General features: G+C 70.0%; 20 protein-coding genes. 14 read left to right on the top strand and 6 right to left on the bottom strand.

Translation table 11 applies throughout. The features are described 5' to 3' along the window. Nucleotides 1-25: 25 nt before the first annotated feature. Nucleotides 26-817 carry a metal-dependent hydrolase gene (locus ACFVT5_RS06865; RefSeq protein WP_389882242.1) on the bottom strand — a complete coding sequence of 264 codons (792 nt, stop codon included), beginning with the start codon at nt 815-817 and terminating at the stop codon, nt 26-28. Between the two features lie 178 nt (nt 818-995). Here ACFVT5_RS06865 and ACFVT5_RS06860 point away from each other — a divergent pair, with 178 nt between their 5' ends. After that, nucleotides 996-3,509, top strand: a complete 2,514-nt coding sequence (locus ACFVT5_RS06860) for a DEAD/DEAH box helicase (RefSeq protein WP_389882240.1) — start codon at nt 996-998, stop codon at nt 3,507-3,509. A gap of 73 nt (nt 3,510-3,582) precedes the next feature. Continuing rightward, nucleotides 3,583-4,455 carry an acyl-CoA thioesterase gene (locus ACFVT5_RS06855; protein WP_389882238.1) on the top strand — a complete coding sequence of 291 codons (873 nt, stop codon included), beginning with the start codon at nt 3,583-3,585 and terminating at the stop codon, nt 4,453-4,455. A 71-nt stretch (nt 4,456-4,526) separates the two neighbouring features. On the opposite strand, the gene ACFVT5_RS06850 is transcribed toward ACFVT5_RS06855, so the two are convergent. Together ACFVT5_RS06850 and ACFVT5_RS06845 are read right to left on the bottom strand one after the other, a co-directional pair. After that, nucleotides 4,527-5,537, bottom strand: a complete 1,011-nt coding sequence (locus ACFVT5_RS06850) for a DUF6397 family protein (RefSeq protein ID WP_389882236.1) — start codon at nt 5,535-5,537, stop codon at nt 4,527-4,529. A 186-nt stretch (nt 5,538-5,723) separates the two neighbouring features. Beyond that, nucleotides 5,724-6,137 (bottom strand): roadblock/LC7 domain-containing protein, encoded by a 414-nt coding sequence (locus ACFVT5_RS06845; protein WP_389882234.1) that lies wholly within the window; start codon nt 6,135-6,137, stop codon nt 5,724-5,726. 108 nt (nt 6,138-6,245) lie between these two features. Here ACFVT5_RS06845 and ACFVT5_RS06840 point away from each other — a divergent pair, with 108 nt between their 5' ends. From ACFVT5_RS06840 to ACFVT5_RS06825, 4 genes are all read left to right on the top strand, one after another. Further along, nucleotides 6,246-6,674 (top strand): PPOX class F420-dependent oxidoreductase, encoded by a 429-nt coding sequence (locus ACFVT5_RS06840; RefSeq protein WP_389882232.1) that lies wholly within the window; start codon nt 6,246-6,248, stop codon nt 6,672-6,674. An 84-nt stretch (nt 6,675-6,758) separates the two neighbouring features. Next, entirely contained in the window at nt 6,759-7,370 is a 612-nt protein-coding gene (locus ACFVT5_RS06835; RefSeq protein ID WP_389882230.1) for a class I SAM-dependent methyltransferase, read from the top strand. Nucleotides 7,371-7,610: 240 nt separating this feature from the next. Next, nucleotides 7,611-7,886: a hypothetical protein gene (locus ACFVT5_RS06830; protein ID WP_389882228.1), complete on the top strand. Its 276-nt coding sequence runs from the start codon at nt 7,611-7,613 to the stop codon at nt 7,884-7,886. Nucleotides 7,887-8,355: 469 nt separating this feature from the next. Beyond that, nucleotides 8,356-9,279 carry a hypothetical protein gene (locus ACFVT5_RS06825; RefSeq protein WP_389882226.1) on the top strand — a complete coding sequence of 308 codons (924 nt, stop codon included), beginning with the start codon at nt 8,356-8,358 and terminating at the stop codon, nt 9,277-9,279. A gap of 203 nt (nt 9,280-9,482) precedes the next feature. Here ACFVT5_RS06825 and ACFVT5_RS06820 read toward each other — a convergent pair whose 3' ends face one another. Continuing rightward, complete coding sequence (locus ACFVT5_RS06820) at nt 9,483-9,665, bottom strand: hypothetical protein (RefSeq protein ID WP_389882224.1); 183 nt, start codon at nt 9,663-9,665, stop codon at nt 9,483-9,485. A 106-nt stretch (nt 9,666-9,771) separates the two neighbouring features. Further along, nucleotides 9,772-10,827 (bottom strand): fatty acid desaturase family protein, encoded by a 1,056-nt coding sequence (locus tag ACFVT5_RS06815; protein ID WP_389882222.1) that lies wholly within the window; start codon nt 10,825-10,827, stop codon nt 9,772-9,774. Between the two features lie 334 nt (nt 10,828-11,161). On the opposite strand from ACFVT5_RS06815, the gene ACFVT5_RS06810 reads away from it, so the two are divergent. From ACFVT5_RS06810 to ACFVT5_RS06795, 4 genes are all read left to right on the top strand, one after another. Continuing rightward, the gene (locus tag ACFVT5_RS06810; protein WP_389882220.1) at nt 11,162-14,035 is read left to right on the top strand and encodes an SNF2-related protein; all 2,874 of its coding nucleotides are present in this window, start codon (nt 11,162-11,164) and stop codon (nt 14,033-14,035) included. Next, the gene (locus ACFVT5_RS06805) at nt 14,032-15,411 is read left to right on the top strand and encodes an SWF or SNF family helicase (RefSeq protein ID WP_389882218.1); all 1,380 of its coding nucleotides are present in this window, start codon (nt 14,032-14,034) and stop codon (nt 15,409-15,411) included. Before ACFVT5_RS06810 ends, ACFVT5_RS06805 begins: the two co-directional genes overlap by 4 nt. A 179-nt stretch (nt 15,412-15,590) precedes the next feature. Continuing rightward, the gene (locus ACFVT5_RS06800; protein WP_389882216.1) at nt 15,591-16,943 is read left to right on the top strand and encodes an esterase-like activity of phytase family protein; all 1,353 of its coding nucleotides are present in this window, start codon (nt 15,591-15,593) and stop codon (nt 16,941-16,943) included. Nucleotides 16,944-17,013: 70 nt separating this feature from the next. Continuing rightward, nucleotides 17,014-18,003 carry a phosphotransferase family protein gene (locus ACFVT5_RS06795; RefSeq protein ID WP_389882214.1) on the top strand — a complete coding sequence of 330 codons (990 nt, stop codon included), beginning with the start codon at nt 17,014-17,016 and terminating at the stop codon, nt 18,001-18,003. 151 nt (nt 18,004-18,154) lie between these two features. On the opposite strand, the gene xylA is transcribed toward ACFVT5_RS06795, so the two are convergent. After that, complete coding sequence (xylA, locus tag ACFVT5_RS06790) at nt 18,155-19,321, bottom strand: xylose isomerase (RefSeq protein WP_389882212.1); 1,167 nt, start codon at nt 19,319-19,321, stop codon at nt 18,155-18,157. 135 nt (nt 19,322-19,456) lie between these two features. Between xylA and xylB the strand changes: the two genes are divergently transcribed. From xylB to ACFVT5_RS06770, 4 genes are all read left to right on the top strand, one after another. After that, nucleotides 19,457-20,902, top strand: coding sequence for a xylulokinase (gene xylB, locus ACFVT5_RS06785; protein ID WP_389882210.1), 1,446 nt, complete (start codon nt 19,457-19,459; stop codon nt 20,900-20,902). Nucleotides 20,903-21,040: 138 nt separating this feature from the next. Continuing rightward, entirely contained in the window at nt 21,041-22,234 is a 1,194-nt protein-coding gene (locus tag ACFVT5_RS06780) for an ROK family protein (RefSeq protein ID WP_389882208.1), read from the top strand. A gap of 355 nt (nt 22,235-22,589) precedes the next feature. Then, nucleotides 22,590-23,621 (top strand): acetamidase/formamidase family protein, encoded by a 1,032-nt coding sequence (locus ACFVT5_RS06775; protein ID WP_389882206.1) that lies wholly within the window; start codon nt 22,590-22,592, stop codon nt 23,619-23,621. Nucleotides 23,622-23,798: 177 nt separating this feature from the next. Next, a complete protein-coding gene (locus ACFVT5_RS06770) occupies nt 23,799-24,416 on the top strand; it encodes an N-acetylmuramoyl-L-alanine amidase (protein WP_389882204.1) in 618 nt (205 codons plus the stop codon). Nucleotides 24,417-24,421 lie beyond the last annotated feature (5 nt).

Genomic DNA, 24,421 nt, shown 5'->3' with positions numbered 1-24,421 from the left:
ATACTCACGAGCGGCGGCGTCCGCGTCAGATGTAGTTCAGCGCCGCCGCGCCGCCGACTCCGCCGAGCAGCATGAACACCGGCATGAGCACCTTCAGCTCGACCCAACTGCCCGCCCGGAACCGCATGAACTTCGGCGGACCCAGTGGGTACCAGCGCTTGCGGCCTATCGGGATGGGCCACAGGACCGGGCAGCCCGACACGGTCAGCGCGTCGCCGATGTCGTGGACCAGTGCGCCAAGGACGATCGGCAGGCCCAGCCAGAGGTATTCCTGGCCCGGTGCCGTGAACAGCCAGTCCGCACCATTGCCCGGTTTGTTCAGAATGTCCGCGAGAATCCAGGCGCTGGTTCCCGCCAGCAGCCACACCAGGATGTCGGTGGATCCACGCGCCGCACGCCACAGGAGACCCTCGATGGCCAGCACCATGTGCACGAAGAGGATGCCGAGCACCGCCCAGCGTCCGCCGGTGATCGCGAGGGCCGAGGTGCCGCCGCCTATCAGCACGGCCCACAGCCACGTATGGGTGAGGGTCCGGTGTCCACCCGAGCGCCGTGGGTCGCCCTGCTTTCGGGTGGCCTTGTAGACGGCGTAGGAGAGTTTGTCGACGATCTCGCACAGGCCCCGTGAGATGGGGCCGAAGGCCCGCGAGATGGTGGCCGCCTTGTGATCCAGGTCCGGCGCCAGGGCGGCTCCGGCGCAGATCAGCGCCCCGACCAGCAGAACCGGCCACGGCATGGTGTGTCCGGCCGCTGCCGCCGCCGCTCCCACCCCCAGCCAGGCCGCCGCTCCTGACAGTGAGTGTGCCGGTCCCATCATGGTTGTGCCCCGCCCCATTCCTCTTACCTGAACGCCCCGTTGGCCACGTGATCAACTCACGCGCCGTCCCCGTCGTCCGGATGTACTGACGCCCTGTTGGCGCATCAGCGTAGCGTTCGTGATCTTCGTACGGGCGTCCGATTCCCAGATCGGGTCGGAAGACAGGCAAGATGGGGTGGTGACCCTTATCGATCAGCTGCCCAAGACCGCCGACTCCGACGCCCTCTACGAAGCATTCGAGTCGTGGGCCGAGGAGCGCGGTCTCACCCTCTATCCCCACCAGGAAGAGGCGCTGATCGAGGTTGTCTCGGGTGCCAACGTGATCGTGTCGACGCCGACCGGCTCGGGCAAGAGCATGATCGCCGCGGGGGCGCACTTCGCGGCTCTGGCCCGCGACGAGGTCACGTTCTACACGGCGCCGATCAAGGCGCTCGTCTCGGAGAAGTTCTTCGAGCTGTGCAAACTCTTCGGTACGGAGAACGTCGGCATGCTGACCGGCGACGCGTCGGTCAACGCCGACGCGCCTGTCATCTGCTGCACCGCCGAGGTCCTCGCCTCGATCGCGCTGCGCGACGGCAGGCACGCGGACATCGGCCAGGTCGTGATGGACGAGTTCCACTTCTACGCCGAGGGTGACCGGGGCTGGGCCTGGCAGATTCCGATCCTGGAACTGCCGCAGGCGCAGTTCATCCTCATGTCGGCGACCCTCGGCGACGTGTCGATGTTCGAGAAGGACCTCACCCGGCGTACGGGGCGTCCGACCGCCGTGGTCCGCTCCGCGACCCGCCCGGTCCCGCTGTCGTACGAGTACCGTCAGACGCCTCTCACCGAGACCCTGACCGAACTGCTGGAGACCAAGCAAGCACCCGTCTACATCGTGCACTTCACGCAGGCTCAGGCCGTGGAGCGGGCGCAGGCGCTGATGAGCATCAACATGTGCTCGCGCGCGGAGAAGGACCAGATCGCTGAGCTGATCGGCAATTTCCGGTTCACCACCAAGTTCGGCCGGAATCTCTCCCGTTACGTGCGGCACGGCATCGGTGTGCATCACGCGGGGATGCTGCCCAAGTACCGGCGGCTCGTGGAGAAGCTCGCGCAGGCGGGCCTGCTGAAGGTCATCTGCGGCACCGACACCCTGGGCGTCGGCGTCAACGTCCCCATCCGCACCGTCCTGTTCACCGCGCTGGCGAAGTACGACGGAAACCGGGTCCGGGTGCTGCGCGCGCGGGAGTTCCACCAGATCGCCGGCCGCGCCGGACGCGCCGGCTTCGACACCGCGGGCTTTGTCGTGGCACAGGCGCCCGAGCATGTCGTGGAGAACGAGAAGGCTCTCGCCAAGGCGGGCGACGACCCCAAGAAGCGTCGCAAGGTGGTGCGCAAGAAGGCGCCGGAAGGGTTTGTCGGCTGGAGCGAGGGCACGTTCGACAAGCTGATCACTTCCGATCCCGAGCCGCTCACCTCGCGCTTCCGTGTCACGCACACCATGCTCCTTTCGGTGATCGCCCGGCCGGGCAACGCCTTCGACGCGATGCGTCATCTCCTTGAGGACAATCACGAGCCGCGCAAACAGCAGCTGCGGCACATCCGCCGCGCCATCGCGATCTACCGGTCGCTGCTCGACGGCGGCATCGTCGAGAAGCTCGACACCCCGGACTCCGATGGTCGTATCGTGCGGCTGACGGTCGATCTGCAGCAGGACTTCGCGCTCAACCAGCCGCTGTCGACGTTCGCCCTCGCCGCCTTCGAACTTCTCGACCCCGAGTCCCCCTCCTACGCCCTCGACATGGTCTCCGTCGTGGAGTCCACGCTGGACGATCCGCGGCAGATCCTCGCCGCCCAGCAGAACAAGGCACGAGGCGAAGCCGTAGCGGCGATGAAGGCGGACGGGATCGAGTACGAGGAGCGGATGGAACGGCTCCAGGACGTCTCGTACCCGAAGCCGCTGGAAGAGCTGCTGTTCGGCGCGTACAACATCTACCGGCGCAGCCATCCGTGGGTCGGTGACCACCCGCTGTCGCCGAAGTCGGTGATCCGCGACATGTACGAACGGGCCATGTCCTTCACCGAGTTCGTTTCCTTCTACGAACTCGCCCGCACCGAGGGCATCGTGCTGCGCTACCTCGCCAGTGCCTACAAGGCCCTCGACCACACCGTCCCCGACGACCTCAAGTCGGAGGACCTGGAGGACCTGATCGCCTGGCTCGGTGAGATGGTGCGGCAGGTCGACTCCAGTCTTCTGGACGAGTGGGAGCAGCTCGCGAACCCGGAGGTGATGACGGCCGAGGAGGCCCAGGAGCGGGCCGACCAGGTCAAGCCGGTCACCTCCAACGCCCGCGCCTTCCGAGTCCTTGTCCGCAACGCGATGTTCCGCCGAGTCGAACTCGCCGCCCTCGACAACGTCCACGAACTCGGCGAGATGGACGCCGACGCCGGCTGGGACGCGGATGCCTGGGGCGAGGCCATGGACAAGTACTGGGAAAAGTACGACGACCTCGGCACGGGTCCCGACGCGCGCGGCCCCAAACTCCTGATGATCGAGGAGGACCGGGACAGCGCCCTGTGGCGGGTCCGCCAGTCCTTCGCCGACCCGAACGGCGATCACGACTGGGGCATCAGTGCCGAGATCGACCTGGTCGCATCGGACGCCGAGGGGCGGGCCGTCGTGCGTGTCACCGACGTCGGCCAGTTGTGACACCACGCCGGGCCGCGAGCCCTGTGGACAGTACGGGTTCCTTTCAGTGGGTGGATGTGGGAGTGGACGACGCATGACGAATCCAGCTGAGTGGCTTGTCGACCTGCTCGACCTGGAGCAGATCGAGGTCAACATCTTCCGTGGCCGCAGTCCGCAGGAGTCGCTGCAGCGGGTGTTCGGCGGGCAGGTCGCGGGCCAGGCCCTGGTCGCCGCGGGCCGCACTACGGACGGCGACCGGCCCGTGCACTCGCTGCACGCGTACTTCCTGCGCCCGGGGCGGCCGGGCGTGCCGATCGTGTACCAGGTCGAACGGGTCCGCGACGGGCGGTCGTTCACCACGCGCCGGGTCACCGCCGTGCAGCAAGGGCGCACGATCTTCAATCTCACCGCCTCCTTTCACAAGCCTGAGGAAGGAACGTTCGAACACCAACTGCCGCCCGCCCGCGAGGTTCCCGGCCCCGAGGAGCTGCCGACGGTCTCCGAGGAGATCAGGGAGCATCTCGGCGCGCTCCCGGAGCAGTACGAGCGGATCGCCCGGCGTCAGCCCTTCGACATCCGGTATGTGGACCGGCTGCGCTGGACGCCCGAGGAGATCGAGCACGCCGAGCCGCGCAGCGCGGTGTGGATGCGTGCCGTCGGCCCTCTGGGCGACGATCCGCTGGTGCACACCTGCGCGTTGACGTATGCGAGCGACATGACCCTGCTCGACGCCGTCCGTATCCCGGTGGAGCCGCTGTGGGGTCCCCGAGGGTTCGACATGGCGTCCTTGGACCATGCGATGTGGTTCCACCGGCCGTTCCGCGCGGACGAGTGGTTCCTGTACGACCAGGAGTCACCGATCGCCACGGGCGGCCGGGGACTCGCCCGTGGGCGGATCTACGACCGTGACGGGCGCCTGCTGGTCTCCGTCGTGCAGGAGGGGCTGTTCCGCAAACTCGGCACCTGACACCTGGGGGCATCTGGCCCCGGGCTTCCGTACTCCCTGCCCCGGCCGTTCGGCCACCGTGACTGCCGAGTTCAGACCCCTCTGCGACGCAGCCACTTCAGCAGGGTCCGCGTCGGCTTGGGGTCACCCTTCGCCGGGGTGGATGCCTCGGCGGCGCAGGCGACGACGCCGGCGGCAGCCGAGGTCACCGGCACGGCGGTGCTAGGTGCCACGCCGCTCGGTGCCTGTTCGGTGTCTCTACGTCGAGCCTCGGCGAGGCAGAGGCCGAGGCTCGCTTGCAGCCAGGCGATCTCGTCCTCGTCTTCCGCCGTCATGATCCGTTCCACGATCTGCGCGGTGGGCGAATTCGGGTTGCCCTTACCGAGGCGGGGCGGTTCAAGGCGGGTAAGGCGGTCCCGCTCGCCGGGATCCTGCACGGTCTCGGCGATCCGGTCCGGATGAAGCAGCGACGCGGTGACGGCGGCGCGCTCCCAGGGGTCCTCGGTCTGCCGCAGCAGACAACCGGTGTACCGGGCACGCCAGTTGCGGGGACGCAGATCCGTGCCCGTTTCGAGCTGGGGACGCAGATGCTCCGGAGTGCGCCCGGTGAGCAGCGCGCGGCGGTCCTCCCGGGCAGCGAACTGGCTGAGTTCTTCGGCGAGATAGAGCCACACGACAGCCCTGTAACGGTTGATGTAGAACTTCACCGGAACCAGAAGTCCCAGTCTGGCCAGCTTCGTGAAGCGGGCCGAGGTGATACCCATCAGGGCGGCGCCCTCTGTGGTGCCCACGGCCTTGATGCTCTCGCGCAGGGCGTGGGGGAAGCTTTCGGCGGAGCGCACCCGGTCCAACTCCGCCTGCTGGACACGCCGGTGACCACCGGACCGGTCCGGGACGGTGCGGATGCGGCCCAGTTGTACGGCCAGGTCGAAATCGATGCGTGCGAGCCCGAGTTCCCGGGCCGCGCGGCTCTGGGCGACCGTCGGCGGGCTCGACGGGATCCGCCGCCCCTCAGCGGTCGAGGCCCAGGAGCCCGAGACGGTCGCGGTCGCGGATTCCAGGGCGGTCGCGGTCGTGGATTGAGCGATGGTCCTGCTGGTCATGTCGGTTCTCCCCCGTGAGCTGTGATCGTTCTCGGGAAAACCGTAGCTCGGATGCCGGATTTCGTGGGAAGCCTGTGGATAACTCCGCGCACATCCACATTTCCGCAGGTCAGCGAGGTAAGAGAAAGTTGGATCGCTTGCGAACCGGAGGTGGTCGGGCACCGGAGAGAGATGGTCGGGCGACGCTCAGTCGTCCGATGTGGGGGTCCGCTCCGGCTGACGGGCGTTCACGCCGAGGTGTTCGCCGACGCGGTTGACGAGCAGGGTCATCTCGTAGGCGACCTGGCCGATATCGGCCTCGGCGGTGCTCAGGACGCACAGGCAACTGCCGTCGCCGGCGGCGGTCACGTAGAGGACCGCGTCATCGAATTCGATCATGGTCTGGCGGACGCGGCCCGCTCCGAAGTGGAGGCCGGACCCCTTGGCCAGACTGTGCAGACCGGAGGCGACCGCGGCGAGGTGTTCGGCGTCCTCCCGGTTGAGCGCGGTACTCGCGCCCGTCACCAGCCCGTCGTTGGACAGGACGAGTGCGTGCCGTACATGGTCGACGCGCTGGGTCAGGTCGTCCAGCAGCCAGCTCAGCCTTGTGCTCTGTGCCATGTCCCGTTCTCCCCGTTCCCCGATGTCCCCCGATCGGCGCCTCCTGACTGAAGGACGCGTCCCGCAAGCCTTCACCACCCTTGGCGTCCCGGCAAGCAGGATGAGGCCATGGCACACAAGATGACCGACGAGGAATGGCGGGACTTCGTCTCGCAAGGCACCCGCACCGGCAAGCTGTCGACGGTGCGCGCCGACGGGAGTCCCCACGTCGCACCGATCTGGTTCGTCCTGGACGGCGACGATCTGGTGTTCAACACCGGAAAGGAGACCGTCAAGGGCCGGAACCTGGCAAGGGAGAGCCGGGCGGCTCTGTGCGTGGACGACGACCGTCCGCCGTTCGCGTTCGTGACGCTCCAGGGGCGCGCCGAACTGTCCGAGAACTTGGACGACCTGCGGAGGTGGGCCGGCCGGATCGGCGCGCGCTACATGGGTGAGGACCGCGCGGAGGAGTTCGCCACCCGCAACGGTCAGCCGGGCGAACTGCTGGTCCGGATGCGGATCGAGAAGGCCGTCGCCTATGCCGGGATGACCGAGTGAGGTGCTGACGGGACTGATCCACTCGGCCAGTCGCCTTCCGGACTGCGTGGGGACCGCCCGTCGGTGTGAGGGATCATGCGAGACATGAGCGATGACCACTCACACGTGCGGGAGTTCTTCACGGCACGCGCGGCCGACTGGGACACCCGATTCCCCGACGACGGTCCGGCGTACCGGGCCGCCGTAGGGGAGTTGGGTCTGCGGCCGGGCGACCGTGTGATCGACGCCGGATGCGGCACCGGTCGGGCCCTCCCGGCGCTGCGCGACGCCGTGGGCCCCTCCGGGGTCGTTCTGGGGGCCGACCTCACTCCGGCGATGCTCAAGGCCGCCGTAAGGGCGGGCAGGAACGCTCACGCCCTGCTGCTGCTCGCGGATGTCGCACGACTCCCGCTGCGCACGGCATCCCTGGACGCCGTGTTCGCGGCCGGGTTGATCGCCCATCTGCCGCGCCCCGTGGACAATCTGCGCAAGTTGCGGAGGGTCGTAAGGCCCGGAGGACGGCTCGCGCTGTTCCATCCGATCGGTCGGGCGGCGCTCGCGGCCCGCCAAGGGCGTCAGATCACTGCCGACGACTTGCGCGCCGAGACCCGGCTGGGACCGCTGCTCGCTGAATCGGGCTGGGACATGACGTCGTACGTTGACGAGGACACCCGGTTCCTGGCGCTGGCGATCCGCCGCGACGACCCAGACACCTGACCGTCGCCGTCCGACTGACCCGGCTCCCGGCTCCCGGCTCCCGGCTCCCGGCTCCCGGCTCCCGGCGGATCTGACCTCCCTGACCGAACCCGGGCCGCCGACGCTCCCTGCCTGAAGGCCCGGCCGCGACCGCACGTCACGCCGAGTGCCCTCTTCTGTCGCCGCGTCTTCGACTCTAGGTTGAGTGCGGGGAGATGAACGCGCAGGTATGGGGACAGCACGGCTGAGAGGGTGGCCCGTATGTTCGGCAGAATCCGCAAGCTCTGGCCCACGGACACGACAGCACCCGAAAGGAAATCGACGCCGAATCTCTTCGAGGCCGCGGCGACCTATGTGGCGGCCTCCGCCGACGACGACCAGGAGACGATCGACGAGGCGCGGACCTGGGTCTCCCCGGAAGCGCTCTCCTTCGGTGTCAGCGAACTCGCGACCCGGGCCGTCATCGCCCTCGCGCGCGAACGCGACGAGTCGCCGGAGACGGTTGCGCGTACCCTCCTCGGCCTGCCCGCTGCCTGACGTCCGTATGGGTCGGATCCGGGCAGACGAGCGCCTGGCGCACGGTGACCCCCGTCGCGGCTGCGTACGCCAGTCGCTCACGGACCTCGCGGGGTGTGCGCGGGCGGTACCCGGGACCGCATCCGCAACAGTCCTGCCGGAAGCGGATTCCCGCGGTGAGGACGACGCCCAGAGCGCGCCACGCGGCGACGTCACGTCGCTTGGGTGCGGCGAGCGCCTGACCCGCGTTCAGCAGCTGTCCGCCGCACCGGGGACAGATGTCGACACGCACGCGCGCGTAGTCCGGTGCCTTCTTGAAGGAGACGCGGCACGGCAGACAGACAAAGTGCGTGCGGGACCTGGACATGACAGGCATGGTAGGTCCGTGATCGCTCGTTCCGCGAGCGAAATTTGCTGCTCATCCGCCCTCGACTAGCACTTATACGACTGGTTAGGGTGCGCCGACGGACGAACCGATGGGGAGGCTGGGATGGCCGGGACGGACGACGGCGCCGTCGCCGCCGAGGATGACGCGCTGTACGTACTGACCGCGGTGCTGCTGACGCCCGCGCAGTTTCCCAGCGTGCTGGGTGACGACTATCCGGAGGCGTGCACGGCACTGGAGTTGGCGCCGCTCGCCGACGGGTACGGCTTGGTGCTGGGTCAGGACGGTTCCGGCGCGCGGTGGACGGTCGTCGTGGACGACGTGTCCCTGGTGGCCGTCGCGATCGCCTCCTGGGACTGCGGTATGGAGTACGACCTGTCGCCGGACGAGCGTACGGTCGTGGCCGCCCTGCCCGGCTGGCCTCTCGCGCTCGCCGTTGCCGCCCCGGGACTGCCGGCGCCCCATGACCCCGTTCCTGACGAGGAGATCGGTGACCGCCCGCCGCTCGCGCCGCCGGACACAGGCACCTGGGGTGCCGCGCAGCGACGGCTCGGCGCCGACGAGATAGCGCTCCAGTGGGCCGCCTGGCGGGCTCAGATCGACGACGCCGACTTCGCGACCGACAGCACCGCGGCTCCAGCTGCCGCCGGTGACGGCGATACGTCAGACGCCGCTGGCGAGAACAAGGACGCCACCGACACGAGCAAAGGCGACGGCCGGGACGAGGAAGGTGGCGACGAGGTCTCGAACGGTGCGAAGCCGCACGGTGGGATCCGTCGCGCGCTCGCTGAGGCACGCGCCTATGTGGACACGCCCCCACCTCTCGGCCGTGTGCGGTCCTCGTTCGCATCCGGTGAGTCCCGGACGCTGCGCGCCGACGGGCCGGGCTGGTCCATCGTCGCCAGGACCGACGACATCGCCTTCGTACTCCTCGACGAGGAACCCGGTGAGGTGCTGCCGGTCGGGCGCGGAGCGGAGCTTCCGGCGCTACTGGAGGCTCTGGACAAGATGGCCGTACGTCCCACCTGACCCCGGGTCGCCGCTACGTCGAGGCCCGCGCCCTCGCACGAACACACGTCACGTTGCCTCGGCCTCTCCAGCGCTGCGGGCACGGAAAGGCCCGCGGGCCCGCCGGGGGGGTGGGCAGGCCCGCGAGCGACTGTGGACCGCCCCGGTACACGCGCGGGGCGGCCTGGTCGCCGGTCCGGGCCGCCGCCCGACCGGTGGACGGCTCAGCGGCCGAGTTCCTTACGGGTCACGCGGCGCAGCCTGCGCCGCTGTGAGGGGTCCAGCGTGAGGTATGCCGCCGTCGGCACACCGAGCACGATCAGGAGGGCGGCCCACCAGGGCAGCCAGATCAGCAGGATGAGCCCGGCCGCCACACCCCCTGCGGCGATCTTCGCGTTCCTCGACATGTGTGTCGCCTCCTTCGCGGCTGCTGCCGCTCTCTGTACTGAGGAACGGTGCGGCCCCCCGTCCAGTTCCAGGCCGCGACCCTGATCCGCCCCTGATGTGCGACCCCTACTCGACCCTGAGGGGTTCACCGACTTCATACATGTGACGCAGGGCCTGACGATAGGACTCGATCAGCCCTGTCTCCGTATAGGAGATACCCACTTCGCGGCAGTGCGCGCGGACCAGGGGCTGGGCGAGCCGCAGGTGCGGGCGGGGCATGCTCGGGAACAGGTGGTGCTCGATCTGGTAATTGAGTCCGCCGAGGAACCAGTCGGTGAGCGGGCTGCCCTTGATGTTGCGTGAGGTGAGCACCTGGCGGCGCAGATGACCCCAGCGGTCGCCGTCCGGGGCGGGCATTTCCATGCCCTTGTGGTTGGGCGCGAACGCCATCCCCAGATGCAGGCCGAAGAGCGCCTGGTGGATGGCGGCGAAGACGAGTGCCTTGCCGATCGACATGGTGCCCAGGAGCAGGATCACGTAACCGACGACATGGGAGGTGAGGAGAAGTCCCTCGACGATCCGCTCGCGCGGGGACTGGCGCCTGAGGTCCCGGAATCCGGAGACCTTCAGCCAGAGCCCTTCGAGGAGCGTCAGCGGGAAGAAGAGCCATGCCTGGTTACGGGTGAGCCAGCGGCGGAACCCCGTGCGCGTGCTGACCTGATCGCTGCTGAACACCAGGATGTCGGCGGCGACGTCGGGGTCCTTGTCGACGTGGTTCGGGTTGGCGTGGTGACGGTTGTGCTTGTCGTTCCACCACGCGTGACTCATGCCCAGCAGGAGGTTTCCGTGGATGAGCCCGATGACACGGCTGACGGCCTTGTCGGAGGAGATCTGCGCGTGGCCCGCGTCGTGGCCTATGAACGCGGTGCGTGACGACAGAACCGCGAGCACGGGCGCCAGGAGCAGCGTCCACCAGGAGTCACCGATCAGGATGACGCCGGTGACGACAGCGGCCAGAGCGAGGGCGTTGACGGTGATTCCGAGGGCGTACCACCCGGTGCGGCGGTCCAGCAGGCCCTGCCCCTTCACCGTGCGCAGGAGGGGCGTGAACTCGCTTCCGGCCGGCTCTGTGCCGGTGGAGGTCGCGGTGCGTTCCGCGACGGCTGCGACGGCCTCGGGCATGGTAAGTCTCCGGTTTCTGGGTCTCTGGGTTGCTGGAAGGAACGCTGCGGGCGAGGTGCCCAGGTCACCTGGAACGGCTGCGGGCGTTCCAGGGACGTACGGTCTGACCTCTAGAAACGTACGGATCGGTGACTGTCGGCGGCCATGGCGCCACCACCCGTACAGCGCGGGGGTCTCCCGGTGGCACACAGGGGGGCTGAGTACACCCCGGGGGTGGGGTGAGCCGGATCACCGCGCTGTCGCGCCCCTTCGGGCCTGGCCTGATGTACTCTCGGCCGCCCACCCGCTAGTCAAATTTGAGGAATGCGCCGTCGTTGTGCAGAGGATTCCCGCGATGCCCCCCGCCGAGATCTCCGAACTCTCCCGTTGCCGTGTGGTGTTCCTGCCCGCTGACCCCCCGCGCGCGGGGAGGGTGGCCTTCTGGCTCCCGGAGGGTGAGGGACTGCCTGGGACCGATGCGGGAACGGTCGAGGAGCTGACCGTCGCCGTTCCCGTCGAGGGCACGGTCGAGGCGGTGTCCGTACCCGCCGTGGTGATGCCCATGCGGTTCGCCCTGCCGGTACTCACGCGCGCGCGTGCTGCGGCCGGGGCTCATCCGGCGGCGGCGTTCTGGGGGGCGTCCGCGGTACTCGCCCTCCAGTTCGCCGCGCGTGGTCTGCTGCTCCCCGGGCTGACGGCGAATGACCACGACGCGTGGCGGTTCGGGCCGCTACGGGCCGAGGACGTGGGGCGGATCCGGGACCTCGCCGCGGCGATGCCACCCACCGCGCACGCGGCGCCCCTCACAGGTTCCGCTACGCAGGCGGCGTCGGGCAGTGGACCGGAACTGCGGCTGCCCGAACCCGAGGGGCTGCTGCGGGCGTTTCTCGACGCCGTGGCGGACGGGCTGCCCCGCTCCCCCGCCGCGCCCCTCGCGACCGGCGGCCCGGCCTTCGCCGCCCACGAGCCGCAGCGCCTCCCGGAACAGCGCGAGTGGGCCGCCGACGTCGCCGCCGGACACGACGCGGGTGTACGAATCTCGCTGCGGATCGAGGTGCCGGGCCTGGCGGCGGCCGATCCGGCGGCGACGCGCTTCCCGTTCCGGGCCGTGCTCCAGGTGCACGGCGTGAGTGATCCGACGCTCGTCGCGGACGCGGCCGAGGTCTGGGCCGCGTCGGGGGTCCCGGCCCAGGCGTTCGGGCCGCGCGCGCGGATGGACGTCCTGTTGGCGTTGCGACGCGCCACGCGCGCGTGGGCACCGCTCACGCCGCTGCTGTCGGCTTCCGTGCCCGACGCGATCGACCTCGCCGACGACGAGGTCACCGAACTCGTCGGTGAGGGCGCCCGCGCGCTGGCGGTCGCGGGGGTCGACGTGCACTGGCCGAGGGAACTGGCGCGCAAACTCACGGCGCGTGCCGTGATCGGTCCACCCGACGACGAGACCGGCCCCGACAAGACGTCGTCGGACGCGCCGTCATTCCTGTCCGCGGACGCCCTACTGGCCTTCAACTGGCGTTTCGCGCTGGGAGATCAGCCGTTGACCCGGGACGAACTGGACCGGCTCGCGGAGGCGAATCGCCCTGTCGTACGACTGCGTGACCAGTGGGTACTCGTCGACCCCGAAGAGACCCGTCTCGCACGGGCCCGGCAGGACAGCAAGGTCACCCCTGTCGACGCCCTCAGTGCCGTACTCACGGGGTCCACGGAGGTTGATGGGCGGCGCGTCGACGTACACCCCACCGGGTGGCTGACGGCGCTGCGGGACCGCCTCGCGGACCCGGAAGGCATGGAGCCGGTCGGACAGCCCGCCGCCCTTGATGCCCAGCTGCGGGACTACCAGGTGCGTGGCCTGAACTGGCTGGCACGGATGACGTCAATGGGTCTCGGCGCCTGCCTGGCGGACGACATGGGCCTCGGCAAGACGATCACTCTGATCGCGTTGCACCTCCACCGGCAGGAGCGCCCTGAGACGGCCGGCCCGACGCTCGTCGTCTGTCCGACGTCCCTGATGGGTAACTGGCAGCGGGAGATCGAGAGATTCGCACCCGGCACTCCGGTACGCCGCCATCACGGCTCACGGCGCTCCCTGGAGGCCCTGGCGGACGGCGAGTTCGTCCTCACCACCTACGGCACGATGCGGCTGGACACCGAACGGCTCGCCGGGGTGCCGTGGGGCATGCTCGTCGCGGACGAGGCACAGCACGTCAAGAACCCGTACTCGGCGACGGCCCGGCAGTTGCGGACGATCGACGCACGCGCGCGGGTGGCGCTCACGGGCACGCCTGTCGAGAACAACCTCTCCGAACTGTGGGCGATTCTGGACTGGACGACCCCGGGCCTCCTCGGCCGACTGGGCACGTTCCGCACCCGCTACGCGCGCGTGGTCGAGGGCGGCGGGGATCCGGCCGCGGCGGACCGGCTCGCGCGGCTCGTTCGCCCGTTCCTGCTGCGGCGCCGCAAGTCCGACCCGGGGATCGCGCCGGAGCTGCCGCCGAAGACCGAGACGGATCGCGCGGTGTCGCTCACGCGGGAACAGGCGGGCCTGTACGAGGCGGTGGTGCGCGAGACGCTGGCGGAGATCGCCGGTTCCGACGGGATGGCACGGCGCGGACTGATCATCAAGCTGCTGACGGGACTCAAACAGATCTGTAATCACCCCGCGCAGTTCCTCAAGGAGGAGCGGCCGAGGATCGCCGGGCGGTCCGGGAAGCTGGAACTCCTCGACGAACTTCTCGACACGATCCTCGCCGAGGACGCGAGCGTGCTCGTCTTCACGCAGTACGTGCAGATGGCTCGCCTCATCGAACGGCATCTGGCGGCGCGCGGGGTGCCGTCCCAATTCCTGCACGGAGGCACGCCTGTCGGGGAACGCGAGGCGATGGTCAACCGTTTCCAGAGTGGCGACGTCCCGATCTTCCTGCTGTCGCTGAAGGCAGCGGGTACGGGGCTGAACCTCACGCGCGCGGGGCATGTCGTGCACTACGACCGTTGGTGGAATCCCGCGGTCGAGGCGCAGGCCACGGACCGCGCGTATCGCATCGGGCAGACACAGCCGGTGCAGGTCCACCGGTTGATCGCCGAGGGCACCATCGAGGACCGCATCGCCGAGATGCTGCTGCGCAAACGCGCGCTCGCGGACTCCGTACTCGGCTCCGGTGACGCGGCACTGACCGAACTGTCCGATGCCGACCTGGCCGACCTGGTAGAACTGCGAGGGAGCGCGCGATGAGTCACGCCGACGACTTCGGGGACGACCGCCCCGACCGCGACCCCGAGCCCTACGGCCACGAAGCCTCGTACGAGCAGGAGCGGACCTTCGCCGCGCTGCCTCCCGCGCGGGGGAAGGGCTTCGCGCAGACCTGGTGGGGCCGGACCTGGCTGAAGGCACTGGAGGACACGGCCCTGGAAACGGCGCAGTTGAAGGTCGGCCGTGCGCTCGCCCGCGCGGGCGCCGTGGGCGCGGTGTCGGTTCGTCCGGGCCGGATCACCGCCGTGGTGCAGGACCGTGACGGCACCCGGCACCGGGCCGACGTGCTGTGGCAGCGGCTCACCGACGAGGAATGGGCCCGTTTCCTGGACATGGCCGTGCAGCGGGCCGGACACATCGCGGCCCTCCTGGACCGCGACATGCCACCGGACCTGGTCGAGGACGCGGCCGGTGTCGGCGTCGAACTCCTGCCCGCCATCGGCGATCTGGAGCCCGAGTGCAACTGCGAGGCGTGGGACCACTGCGGTCACACGGCGGCGCTGTGCTACCACGTGGGCCGCCTCCTGGACCAGGACCCCTTCATACTGCTCCTCCTGCGAGGCCGTAACGAGCGTGCGATCCTGGACGAGTTGCAGGTCCGCAGCATCACCCAGGGCAATGTCACGCCGGCCGACGAGGCAGACAGCGGCCAGGCAGACGGCGACGACCGTGACGACAACGCGCGGGAAGGCGTGGACGCGGTCGAGGCGTTCGCGGCCGAAAGTGTCCTGCCGTCACTGCCCGGCCCTGCCGCGCTGCCCCTTGAGCCGAGTCTGCCGCCCTCGCTGGACACGGACGCACAGCCCGCGCCGGGGGTGGATCCCGAAGCACTCGAATTCCTGGCGCTCCAGGCCGCCGTCGAGGCCCACCAGTTGCTGTCCGACGCACTGTCGCCTCGTCATGAACAGCGTCCCGTCGAGGCGGACCTGACGCCTGACCAGGACGCTGTACGGCTCGCCGCGGGCCGTCCCGGCGCACGGGCGACCGCCCGACTGGCTGACGGCTCGGGCCGCGACGCCCAGGAGATCGCACGGGCGATACGCGCCTGGACCTACGGTGGTCGGGCAGCCCTCACGGCCCTGGAAGACGCCTGGGAACCGGACGCCGACACGATGGCACGCGCGCGTGCGGCGGTCGACTCGGCCTGGGACGACGATGAGCGGCCCACGCTGAGCGCCGAAACGAACCGGTGGACCACGGTCGGAACCGAACAGCGCGGCCGGACGAGGACACAGGTGCGGCTCGGGCGGGACGGCCGGTGGTGGCCGTTCCGCGAGGAGCACGGGCACTGGGCTCCGGCGGGTCCGGCATCCCACGATCCGGCAACGGCCTTGGCCACGGCAGGAGGAGACGACTGACGGGTGACGCATGCGCGGTGACGAGCTACCGGTTACCGCGCGCGGCGCCGGTCCTTCACGGTTTCTGACGGGAGGCGCCATCCGAACGCCCGCCTCGATTCACCCACCGTCCGCCGAACGTTGGCGACAGCAGCGGATTCTGGCCACCGTCAAGCCGATCTTCCGTTCCTGGAGGCCAGATGTCCCCGCACGACACCGGTAAGAGCCGTCTCCGCCGTTGCCTCGCCGTGGGCGTACCGATCGCCGTCATCGCGGCGGTCACGGCATCCGGCACCGCCACCGGCGCGCCGTCCCACGCGCGCGACGGCGAGCCCCGGATCACCGGCGCGGCGACGCTCGGTGACATACCGCTGGGAGCGTTCAGCAACGATCTGCTGCCCGGGACGGTGAGCGACGACCGCGGTGTGAAGCTCGGCGGCATCGGCAGCGACATCTATCCCGCCGGCCGCGAGGGCGAGTTCTGGACCGTCACGGACCGCGGCCCCAACGGCCAGATCACGGTGGACGGCACCAAGCGCCGCACCTTCCCGGTGCCCGGCTTCGACCCGGCGATCGTCAAGATCCGGGTCACCGGCAGGACCGTGAAGGTCATCGACGCCATCCCGCTCACCACGCGCTCGGGCAAGCCGGTGACGGGCCTGCCCAACCAGCCCGGCCGCGACGAGGCGCCGTACTCGTACGACACGAAGACCGCCCTCACGTACGACGCCAACGGTGTGGACACCGAGGGCATCGTCCGCGCGAAGGACGGCAGCTTCTGGCTGGTCGACGAGTACGGTCCCTCGCTGCTGCACGTCTCCGCGCGCGGGAAGGTCCTTTCGCGGTACGTCCCCAAGGGGCTGAACCTGAAGGGCGCGGACTACCCGGTCGTCGAGGCGCTGCCCGGAGTGCTGCTGAACCGCAAGATCAACCGCGGCTTCGAGGGGCTGGCCCAACTCCCGGGTGGTGACCTGGTGCTGGCCGTGCAGAGCCCCTTGTCGCTGCCGGACAAGAGCGCGGGCGAGGCGTCGCTCACCACGCGGCTGTTCCGCTTCTCGCCGCGGAAGCAGGCGGTCACGGCCGAGTACGCGTACCGGATCGACCCGGTGAACGTCGTGGATCCGAGTGAGGACGACCCGTCCGAGCTGAAGATCTCCTCACTGGTGGCTCTCGGCGGCGAGCGTCTGCTCGTCGAGGAGCGCACCGACAAGGCCGCACGCCTTCAGGTGGTGGAACTGAACCGGCGCTCCGACATCCTCGGCGAGCGGTGGGACAAGGAGACCACCTCACCCTCCCTGGAGCAGCTCACCGACCCGTCGGCGGCCGGCGTGCCGGTGCTGCGCAAGAAGCTCGTCGCCGACCTGGGCAAGGTTCAGGGGCTGCCCGGCAAGATCGAGGGCGTCGCGCGCGTGCGGCACGACACGCTTGTCCTCATCAACGACAACGACTTCGGGATGACGGACGGGAACGGCGCCTTCGACGCGAACGGCCGACTGATCGACAGCGGCATCAGGACGACGGTGACCTACCTCCGGTTGCCGCACGGTATCTGAGCAGGCGGTCCCCTCGCCGCTGCTCCCGTAGGGTGCCCGGGTCAGTCTTGACGTAAAGGCGGTTCGGAACATGGCACCCGGAGCAGTGACGCGGGAGCAGTTGGCGAGTGCGGCGCGGGCGGCGCTGGGCGGTGGGCGGCGGCTGGAGAGGGTCGAGCGGGTCGCCGGCGGCAGCAAGAAAGGCGTGTACCGCCTGGTGATGGACGACGCGACGACGGCGATCGCCTATCTCTGGGACGACGCCGAGAACTACTGGCCGGCGGGCAAGGGCGACGACGATCTCACCGACCCGTTCTCGCCCGGCCTCGGGCTCGACCTGTTCGAGGCCGCGCACGGGCGCCTTGACGCCCTCGGCGTGCGCGTCCCGGCGATCCGTCTCGTCGACCGCGACGGCGCCCACCACCCGGCCGGTCTCGCGATCGTGGAGGACCTTCGGGGTGAGAGCCTGGAGGAGTTGCTCGCGCGCGACCCGGGCGCGGCTGCCCCGGTCATGGCGCGGCTCGGGGAGGCTCTGGAGGCGATGCGGAGTCATCGGGCGTCCGCGTACGGCAAGGTGGCCGTGGTCGACCGCGGCGAGCGCTCGCAGGGGACTTCGTGCGAGGGGATCGTCCTGGACCGTGCTCTGCGGGACCTCGCCGAGGCGGCGTCGCGTGATCCGCGGATCGCGTCAGCGCGCGACCGCTTGGAGGAGCGGCTGAGGGTTCTGGCCGCGGCGGTCCTCCCGCGCGCGGAGTACGCCGTTGTGCATGGCGAGTTGGGACCCGACCATGTGCTGGTGGACGCCGGCGGGAACCCTGTGGCGATCGACATCGAGGGCTTGATGTACTTCGACGTCGAGTGGGAGCACGTCTTTCTGAAGATCCGTCTGGACGACGCGTATCGGCCGCTGGCGGTGGACGGACTGGACGAGGACAGGCTCGCGCTCTACATGCTTGCGCAGCGTCTCTCGTTGACAGCGGGTCCGCTGCGACTGCTCGACGGGGACTTCCCCGACCGGGCGTTCATGGCGGACATCGCCGAGTACAACCTGAAGCAGGCGCTGGACCTGGTCCGCGCCTGAACGTCTGCGGCGTCGGACCTTGTTCGCCAGCTCCTGCCCTAGCACGATGGCTCAAACTTAATCGCGACGGCACCGTGCGGACGACGGCTTGGGCGGCGGGCCGAGTTGTGTTGCTCTCGGGCCGCCGCCCGTTGCCGTCCCGTCGACGCTGTCAGTCGCGGGCGCCGAGCAGGTGGTCCATGGCGAGCTGGTCGAGCCGCTCGAAGGCCATCCCGCGCGCGGCGGCCGTTTCCACGTCGAAGTCCTCATAGGCGCCGCTGTCGGCGAGCAATGCGGCCAGGCCGTCCTCTGCGGTAGGCCGGGCGAGTTCGTCGAGACGGGACGCCTTAAGGGCCTCCTGGACCTCCGGGTCCGCGCGGAAGGCGGCGGCCCGGTCGCGCAGGATCAGGTAGTTACGCATACAGCCGGCGGCCGATGCCCAGACCCCGTCGAAGTCCTCCGTCCGCGGCGGCTTGAAGTCGAAGTGACGCGGCCCCTCGTACCCACCGGTCTCCAGGAGGTCCACCAGCCAGAAGGCGGACCTCAGGTCACCGGCGCCGAACCGCAGGTCCTGGTCGTACTTGATGCCCGACTGGCCGTTCAGGTCGATGTGGAAGAGCTTGCCCGACCACAGGGCCTGCGCGATGCCGTGCGGGAAGTTGAGACCGGCCATCTGCTCATGGCCGACCTCCGGGTTGACGCCGTACAGCTCGGGGCGCTCCAGGCGCTCGATGAACGCGAGGGCGTGGCCGACGGTCGGCAGCAGAATGTCGCCGCGGGGCTCGTTCGGCTTGGGCTCGATGGCGAAGCGCAGGTCGTAGCCCTGCTCGGTGACGTACTCGCCGAGCAGGTCGAATGCCTCCTTCATCCGGTCGAGTGCGACCCGTACGTCCTTCGCCGCGCCGGACTCGGCGCCCTCCCGGCCGCCCCAGGCGACATACGTCCGGGCGCCCAGCTCCGCCGCCAGATCGATGTTGCGGATGGTCTTGCGCAGCGCGTAGCGGCGCACGTCGCGGTCATTGGCGGTGAACGCGCCGTCCTTGAAGACGGGGTGCGTGAACAGGTTCGTCGTCGCCATCGGCACCTTCATGCCGGTGGCGTCCAGCGCCTGACGGAAGCGCTTGACGATCGCCTCGCGCTCAGTGGCCGACGAACCGAACGGGATCAGGTCGTCGTCGTGGAAGGTCACGCCGTGGGCGCCGAGATCGGACAGACGGCGCACCGACTCGACGGGGTCGAGGGCCGGTCGGGTGGCGTCGCCGAACGGGTCGCGGCCCTGCCAGCCGACGGTCCACAGGCCGAAGGTGAACCGGTCGTCAGGGGTGGGCTGATAGCTCATGCGGTGGCTCCTCGGTCGCTGCGACTATTTCGTCATGGCGATTTACAAATTAGTATGCACGAGCATCTCTGGGAAGGGATGACGGTGATGGCGCAGCCGCAGCGGGAGAGGCGGGCCCGCAGAAACGGAGTACCGATGTCAGCATCCGAAGGGCCTCTTGTCGTCGGCGTGGACAGTTCGACGCAGTCCACGAAGGTGCTGGTCGTGGACGCGGCCACGGGCGAGGTCGTGGCGAGCGGGCAGGCCCCGCACACCGTCACGACGGGCGCTGGGCGGGAGAGCGACCCGGAGCAGTGGTGGAGTGCGCTGCGGCAGGCCCTGCACCAGTGCGGGGACGCCGCCCGCGAGGCCGCCGCCGTCTCGGTGGGCGGCCAGCAGCACGGGCTCGTCACACTGGACGAGCGGGGCAGGCCGGTGCGCCCGGCACTGCTCTGGAACGATGTGCGCTCCGCGCCGCAGACCCGTCGGCTCGTGGAGGAGTTCGGCGGGCCCAAGGCGTGGGCCGAGCGCGTCGGCAGTGTGCCCGCCCCGTCATTCACGGTCACCAAGTGGGCCTGGCTCGCCGAGCACGAACCCGACGCGGTCCGCGCCACGGCAGCCGTACGGCTCCCGCACGACTACCTCACGGAGCGGCTCACCGGATCCGGAACGACGGACCGCGGTGACGCCTCCGGCACGGGCTGGTGGGCATCGGCCGACGAGTCGTACGACGAAGAGATCCTCGCGCGCGTGGGACTCGATCCGGCACTGTTGCCGACAGTGGTGCGGCCGGGTGAGATCGCCGGGACGGTACGGGACGTCGGCGACCTGCCGTTCTCGAAGGGCACCCTCGTCGCTCCCGGCACCGGGGACAACGCCGCCGCCGCGCTCGGCCTGGGACTGCGTCCCGGCGCCCCGGTGCTCAGCCTGGGCACGTCGGGGACGGTGTACGCGGTGTCACAGCACCGTCCCACCGATCCGAGCGGTACGGTCGCGGGCTTCGCCGACGCGCGCGGGGAGTGGCTTCCGCTCGCGTGCACCCTCAACTGCACCCTCGCGGTCGACCGGATCGCCACGCTGTTCGGTCTGGACCGTGACGCCGTCGAACCGGGGGGCGGCGTGACGCTGCTTCCGTATCTCGACGGCGAGCGCACCCCGGACCTGCCGCACGCCACGGGTCTGTTGCACGGGCTGCGGCACGACACCACCGGTGGCCAGGTGCTCCAGGCGGCCTACGACGGCGCGGTGCACGCGCTCTTGAAGGCACTCGACCTGGTGCTCGACGCGGACGCCGATCAGGCGGCGCCTTTGCTGCTCATCGGCGGCGGCGCGCGCGGGAAGACCTGGCAGCAGACCGTGCTGCGGCTGTCCGGACGCGCCGTGCAGGTGCCCGAGGCCCGGGAGCTGGTCGCACTCGGCGCCGCCGCGCAGGCCGCGGGCGTGCTCACCGGCGAAGACCCGGCGGCCGTGGCCCGCCGCTGGGGCACCGCGCGCGGGCCGGTGCTCGACCCCGTGGACCGCGACGAGGCGGCACTGGACCGCATCACCGGGGTACTGTCCGATGCGTCCGCCCTGCTCGACCCGCCACCTCCGACCGGCTGAACCCGGCCTGGTCCCCGACCTGAACCCCAGCCCGGGACCCGGCCTGAGACCCGAGTCGTCGGCGGTGCGTCGGGAAACCCTTCCACCCCGCGGCACCACCGAGGACCGCCCGACGCACTACCGAGGACTGACGGAGGAATGACCGCACCGCTCCACGAGGCCCGCCCCGGGACACCCGACACCCAGCAGGGCATGCGCCGCCGCAATCTGTCCCGGGTGATGCACACCGTCGCCGCCGAGGGACCGCTGTCACGCGCCGCCGTCGCGTCCCGGATCGGACTGACCCGCGCCGCCGTGTCGACCCTCGTGGACGAACTGATCCGCTCGGGCCTCCTGGAGGAACTGGGTCCGCAGCGGCCCGGAGGGGTCGGCCGGCCGGGTTCCGCACTGGCCGTCAGCGGGCACGGCCCGGCCGGAATCGGCGCCGAGGTCGGCGTCGACCACCTGGCGGTGTGCGCGGTCGACCTGCGCGGCGAGGTACGGGCGCGCGCGGTGCGGCACGGCAGCAACCGAGGCCGCCGACCGGCTCCCGTCATCGAGGAACTCACGGGGCTGATACGTCAGGTGACGGCCGAGGCCAACCGGCAGGGACTGCGGCCGGCCGGTCTCGCGGTGGCGGTCCCCGGCCTGGTGGCCCGGAACACCGCCACGGTCGTCCGGGCTCCCAATCTGGACTGGCACGACACCGACCTCGCCACCCTGCTCCCCGCTGATCTGCCGCTGACCGTGGACAACGAGGCCAACTTCGGTGCACTCGCCGAACTCTGGCTCGGTGACGGCGCCCCGGCCGACTTCGTCCATGTCTCGGCCGAGATCGGAATCGGTGCGGCGGTCGTCGTCGACGGCAGGCTGCTGCACGGCACCCGTGGATTCGCCGGGGAGTTGGGGCATGTGCCGGTGTATCCAGAAGGTCCGGCGTGCCCCTGTGGGGGGCGGGGGTGCCTGGAGCAGTACGCCGGTGAGGAGGCGGTGCTGCGGGCCGCGGGTCTGGAACCGGGCACCGGCCGGGTCGGGCTCCTCGCCGAGCGCGCCGCCGCGGGTGACCAGGGGGTGCGGCGGGCCCTGCGCGACGCCGGAAGCGCCCTGGGGATCGCGCTGACCGGCGCGGTCAATTTGCTCGACCCGCAGTCGGTCGTGCTCGGCGGAGCGCTGTCGCGCCTCGCGCCGTGGCTCCTGCCGTCCCTGGAACAGGAGTTGAGCCGACGCACCGCGGGACCGGCCTGCGGGATCGCGGTGTCCCGCCTCGGGCCCGAGGGTCCGCTGCTCGGCGCTGCCCACTCGGTGGTGCGGGCCGTACTCGACGATCCTGCCGCGGTGCCGATGAGCGTTTAGCCACCCTCCCGGTGCTCCGGATGGCCGGGGCGCCGCACGCCGCCGCCGTATGCCACCGCCGCGCGCCGCGCAAGCCACCGGCATGAGTGGTGCAAGCCGCACCACAGGCATCGTGGGCCACCACCACACGCATCGCGGGTCACCGTCACGCACAACGCAGGTCCCGCCCCACGCGCCTCACGTCACCCTTTCGGGGCTCCGAGTTGTCCACAGGCGCAGAGCTGTCCACAGATCCATCCGGCGCCCTTCCACCTCAATCGCCGAGCGCCGTAACGTAATTGACGTGAGACCAGCACCGCCGACCGACGGCGGCGCGTCCGACGGACGACCCTTCACCGAGCGGAGCCGTGCAGCCATGAGCGACCCGAGGATCCTGACCGTACGGCCCGAGCCGGACGAATACGCCTGGACGTTCGGCGGCGCCCCGCCCGTGGCCCGCATCGCCCCGGGCACGGTCCTGGATCTGTACACCGAGGACTGCTTCGCCGGACGGGTCCGGTCCGAGAAGGACCTGGTGTCGAAGGTGTGCGAGTTCCCGTTCCTCAATCCGCAGACCGGCCCCTTCCATGTGGAGGGTGCGGAGCCGGGCGACACGGTGGCCGTTCACTTTGTCTCCGTGGAGCCCGCCCGGGACTGGGCCGCGTCGACGACGGTGCCGCTGTTCGGCGCACTCACCTCCACGCACACGACGGCCACTCTGCAACCGCCGCTGCCGGAGACCGTATGGATCTGGCAGTTGGACCGGCAGCGGCGGACGGCGATGTTCCGTGCCAAGGACAGTGATATCGAGATCGAGCTGCCGATGGACCCGATGCACGGCACGGTCGGTGTGGCCCCCGCGAATCTGGAAGTACGGTCCGCGCTGGTGCCGGACGCCCACGGCGGGAACATGGACACGCCGGAGATGCGGGCCGGCGTCACCTGCTATCTCGGGGTGAATGTCGAGGGCGCGCTCCTCAGCCTCGGAGACGGGCACGCCCGGCAGGGCGAGGGCGAGACCTGCGGGGTCGCCGTGGAATGCGCCATGAACACAGTGGTGATCGTCGAACTGCTCAAGGGCCTCGCCACTCCCTGGCCCCGGCTGGAGTCCGACAAGCACATCATCTCCACCGGTTCGGCCCGCCCGCTGGAGGACGCCTTCCGAATATCGCAGCTCGACCTGGTGCAGTGGCTGGTCCGGGATTACGGCTTCAGTGAGCTGGATGCCTACCAGTTCGCCACACAGGCAGTGGAGTCACCCGTGGCCAATGTCTGCGACACCAACTACACCTGCGTGGCGAAGATCCGCAAGGAGTGGCTGCCCGTGCGCGAGACTCACCGTGGTCTGCACGCCAGGCTGCGGGAGATCGCGGCGGGACTCCCCCACCGGGCCGGCCCCGACGGATGACCCCCGGCACGGGTCGTCACCGCCACCGGTACTGCCCACAGGTACCACCCACCGCGATCTCCCACCGGTATCGCCCACCGATGGCCGGCACCGGGCGCCCGTCGCGCGCGGGCGCCACGCACACCTTCCTTCCATAAGTACGTCCAGCTGTTCCCCCACCGAGAGGCAGGTCGGCACATGGAACGAGCCACCAGAGATCAGGAACTCGCCTTACCGAGCCGTCGCGGGCTGTTGCTGGGCGCCGCCGCCCTCGCCGCCGCTCCCGCCGCGCTTCTCACCGCGTCGCGGGCCGACGCCCAGGCCCAGGCCGTCGACTATCCGTCGGCCGAGTCAGTGCCGGCCAGCACGTCCAACTACACGGTGTCCAGCCGTCCCAGCAGCTATCCCGTCAACTACGTGATCATCCATGTGACCCAGGAGACCTGGGCGGACACCCTGGCGATCTTCCGGAATCCGGCGAAGAAGGTGTCGGCGCACTATGTGGTGCGGTCCGCCGACGGGCACATCGGGCAGTGCGTCCGCGAGAAGGACATCGCCTGGCACGCCGGCAACTGGGACTACAACACCCGCAGCATCGGCATCGAACACGAAGGGTGGGTCGACAAACCGGAGTACTTCACCAACGCGCTCTACGAGAAGTCCGCAGCGCTGACCGCCGCGATCTGTACGAAGTACGGGATCCCGCGGGACCGTGAGCACATCATCGGCCATGTGCAGGTACCGGGTACAAACCACACCGACCCCGGTCCGTACTGGGACTGGTCCCGCTACATAAGGATGGTCAACTTCGCCTGAGCCAC

The organism is Streptomyces sp. NPDC058001, from assembly GCF_042886315.1.
Classification (GTDB): domain Bacteria; phylum Actinomycetota; class Actinomycetes; order Streptomycetales; family Streptomycetaceae; genus Streptomyces.
The sequence above is the reverse complement of the archived record's forward strand: the minus strand, read 5'-3'. Positions and strand labels throughout refer to the sequence as shown.

Excerpts from the sequence above, each read along its gene's own strand:
- ACFVT5_RS06865 (WP_389882242.1), bottom strand. The coding sequence starts at position 817 with ATGATGGGACCGGCACACTCACTGTCAGGAGCGGCGGCCTGGCTGGGG.
- ACFVT5_RS06855 (WP_389882238.1), top strand. The coding sequence starts at position 3,583 with ATGACGAATCCAGCTGAGTGGCTTGTCGACCTGCTCGACCTGGAGCAG.
- ACFVT5_RS06850 (WP_389882236.1), bottom strand. The coding sequence starts at position 5,537 with ATGACCAGCAGGACCATCGCTCAATCCACGACCGCGACCGCCCTGGAA.
- ACFVT5_RS06845 (WP_389882234.1), bottom strand. The coding sequence starts at position 6,137 with ATGGCACAGAGCACAAGGCTGAGCTGGCTGCTGGACGACCTGACCCAG.
- ACFVT5_RS06840 (WP_389882232.1), top strand. The coding sequence starts at position 6,246 with ATGGCACACAAGATGACCGACGAGGAATGGCGGGACTTCGTCTCGCAA.
- ACFVT5_RS06835 (WP_389882230.1), top strand. The coding sequence starts at position 6,759 with ATGAGCGATGACCACTCACACGTGCGGGAGTTCTTCACGGCACGCGCG.
- ACFVT5_RS06830 (WP_389882228.1), top strand. The coding sequence starts at position 7,611 with ATGTTCGGCAGAATCCGCAAGCTCTGGCCCACGGACACGACAGCACCC.
- ACFVT5_RS06825 (WP_389882226.1), top strand. The coding sequence starts at position 8,356 with ATGGCCGGGACGGACGACGGCGCCGTCGCCGCCGAGGATGACGCGCTG.
- ACFVT5_RS06820 (WP_389882224.1), bottom strand. The coding sequence starts at position 9,665 with ATGTCGAGGAACGCGAAGATCGCCGCAGGGGGTGTGGCGGCCGGGCTC.
- ACFVT5_RS06815 (WP_389882222.1), bottom strand. The coding sequence starts at position 10,827 with ATGCCCGAGGCCGTCGCAGCCGTCGCGGAACGCACCGCGACCTCCACC.
- ACFVT5_RS06810 (WP_389882220.1), top strand. The coding sequence starts at position 11,162 with ATGCCCCCCGCCGAGATCTCCGAACTCTCCCGTTGCCGTGTGGTGTTC.
- ACFVT5_RS06805 (WP_389882218.1), top strand. The coding sequence starts at position 14,032 with ATGAGTCACGCCGACGACTTCGGGGACGACCGCCCCGACCGCGACCCC.
- ACFVT5_RS06800 (WP_389882216.1), top strand. The coding sequence starts at position 15,591 with ATGTCCCCGCACGACACCGGTAAGAGCCGTCTCCGCCGTTGCCTCGCC.
- ACFVT5_RS06795 (WP_389882214.1), top strand. The coding sequence starts at position 17,014 with ATGGCACCCGGAGCAGTGACGCGGGAGCAGTTGGCGAGTGCGGCGCGG.
- xylA (WP_389882212.1), bottom strand. The coding sequence starts at position 19,321 with ATGAGCTATCAGCCCACCCCTGACGACCGGTTCACCTTCGGCCTGTGG.
- xylB (WP_389882210.1), top strand. The coding sequence starts at position 19,457 with ATGTCAGCATCCGAAGGGCCTCTTGTCGTCGGCGTGGACAGTTCGACG.
- ACFVT5_RS06780 (WP_389882208.1), top strand. The coding sequence starts at position 21,041 with ATGACCGCACCGCTCCACGAGGCCCGCCCCGGGACACCCGACACCCAG.
- ACFVT5_RS06775 (WP_389882206.1), top strand. The coding sequence starts at position 22,590 with ATGAGCGACCCGAGGATCCTGACCGTACGGCCCGAGCCGGACGAATAC.
- ACFVT5_RS06770 (WP_389882204.1), top strand. The coding sequence starts at position 23,799 with ATGGAACGAGCCACCAGAGATCAGGAACTCGCCTTACCGAGCCGTCGC.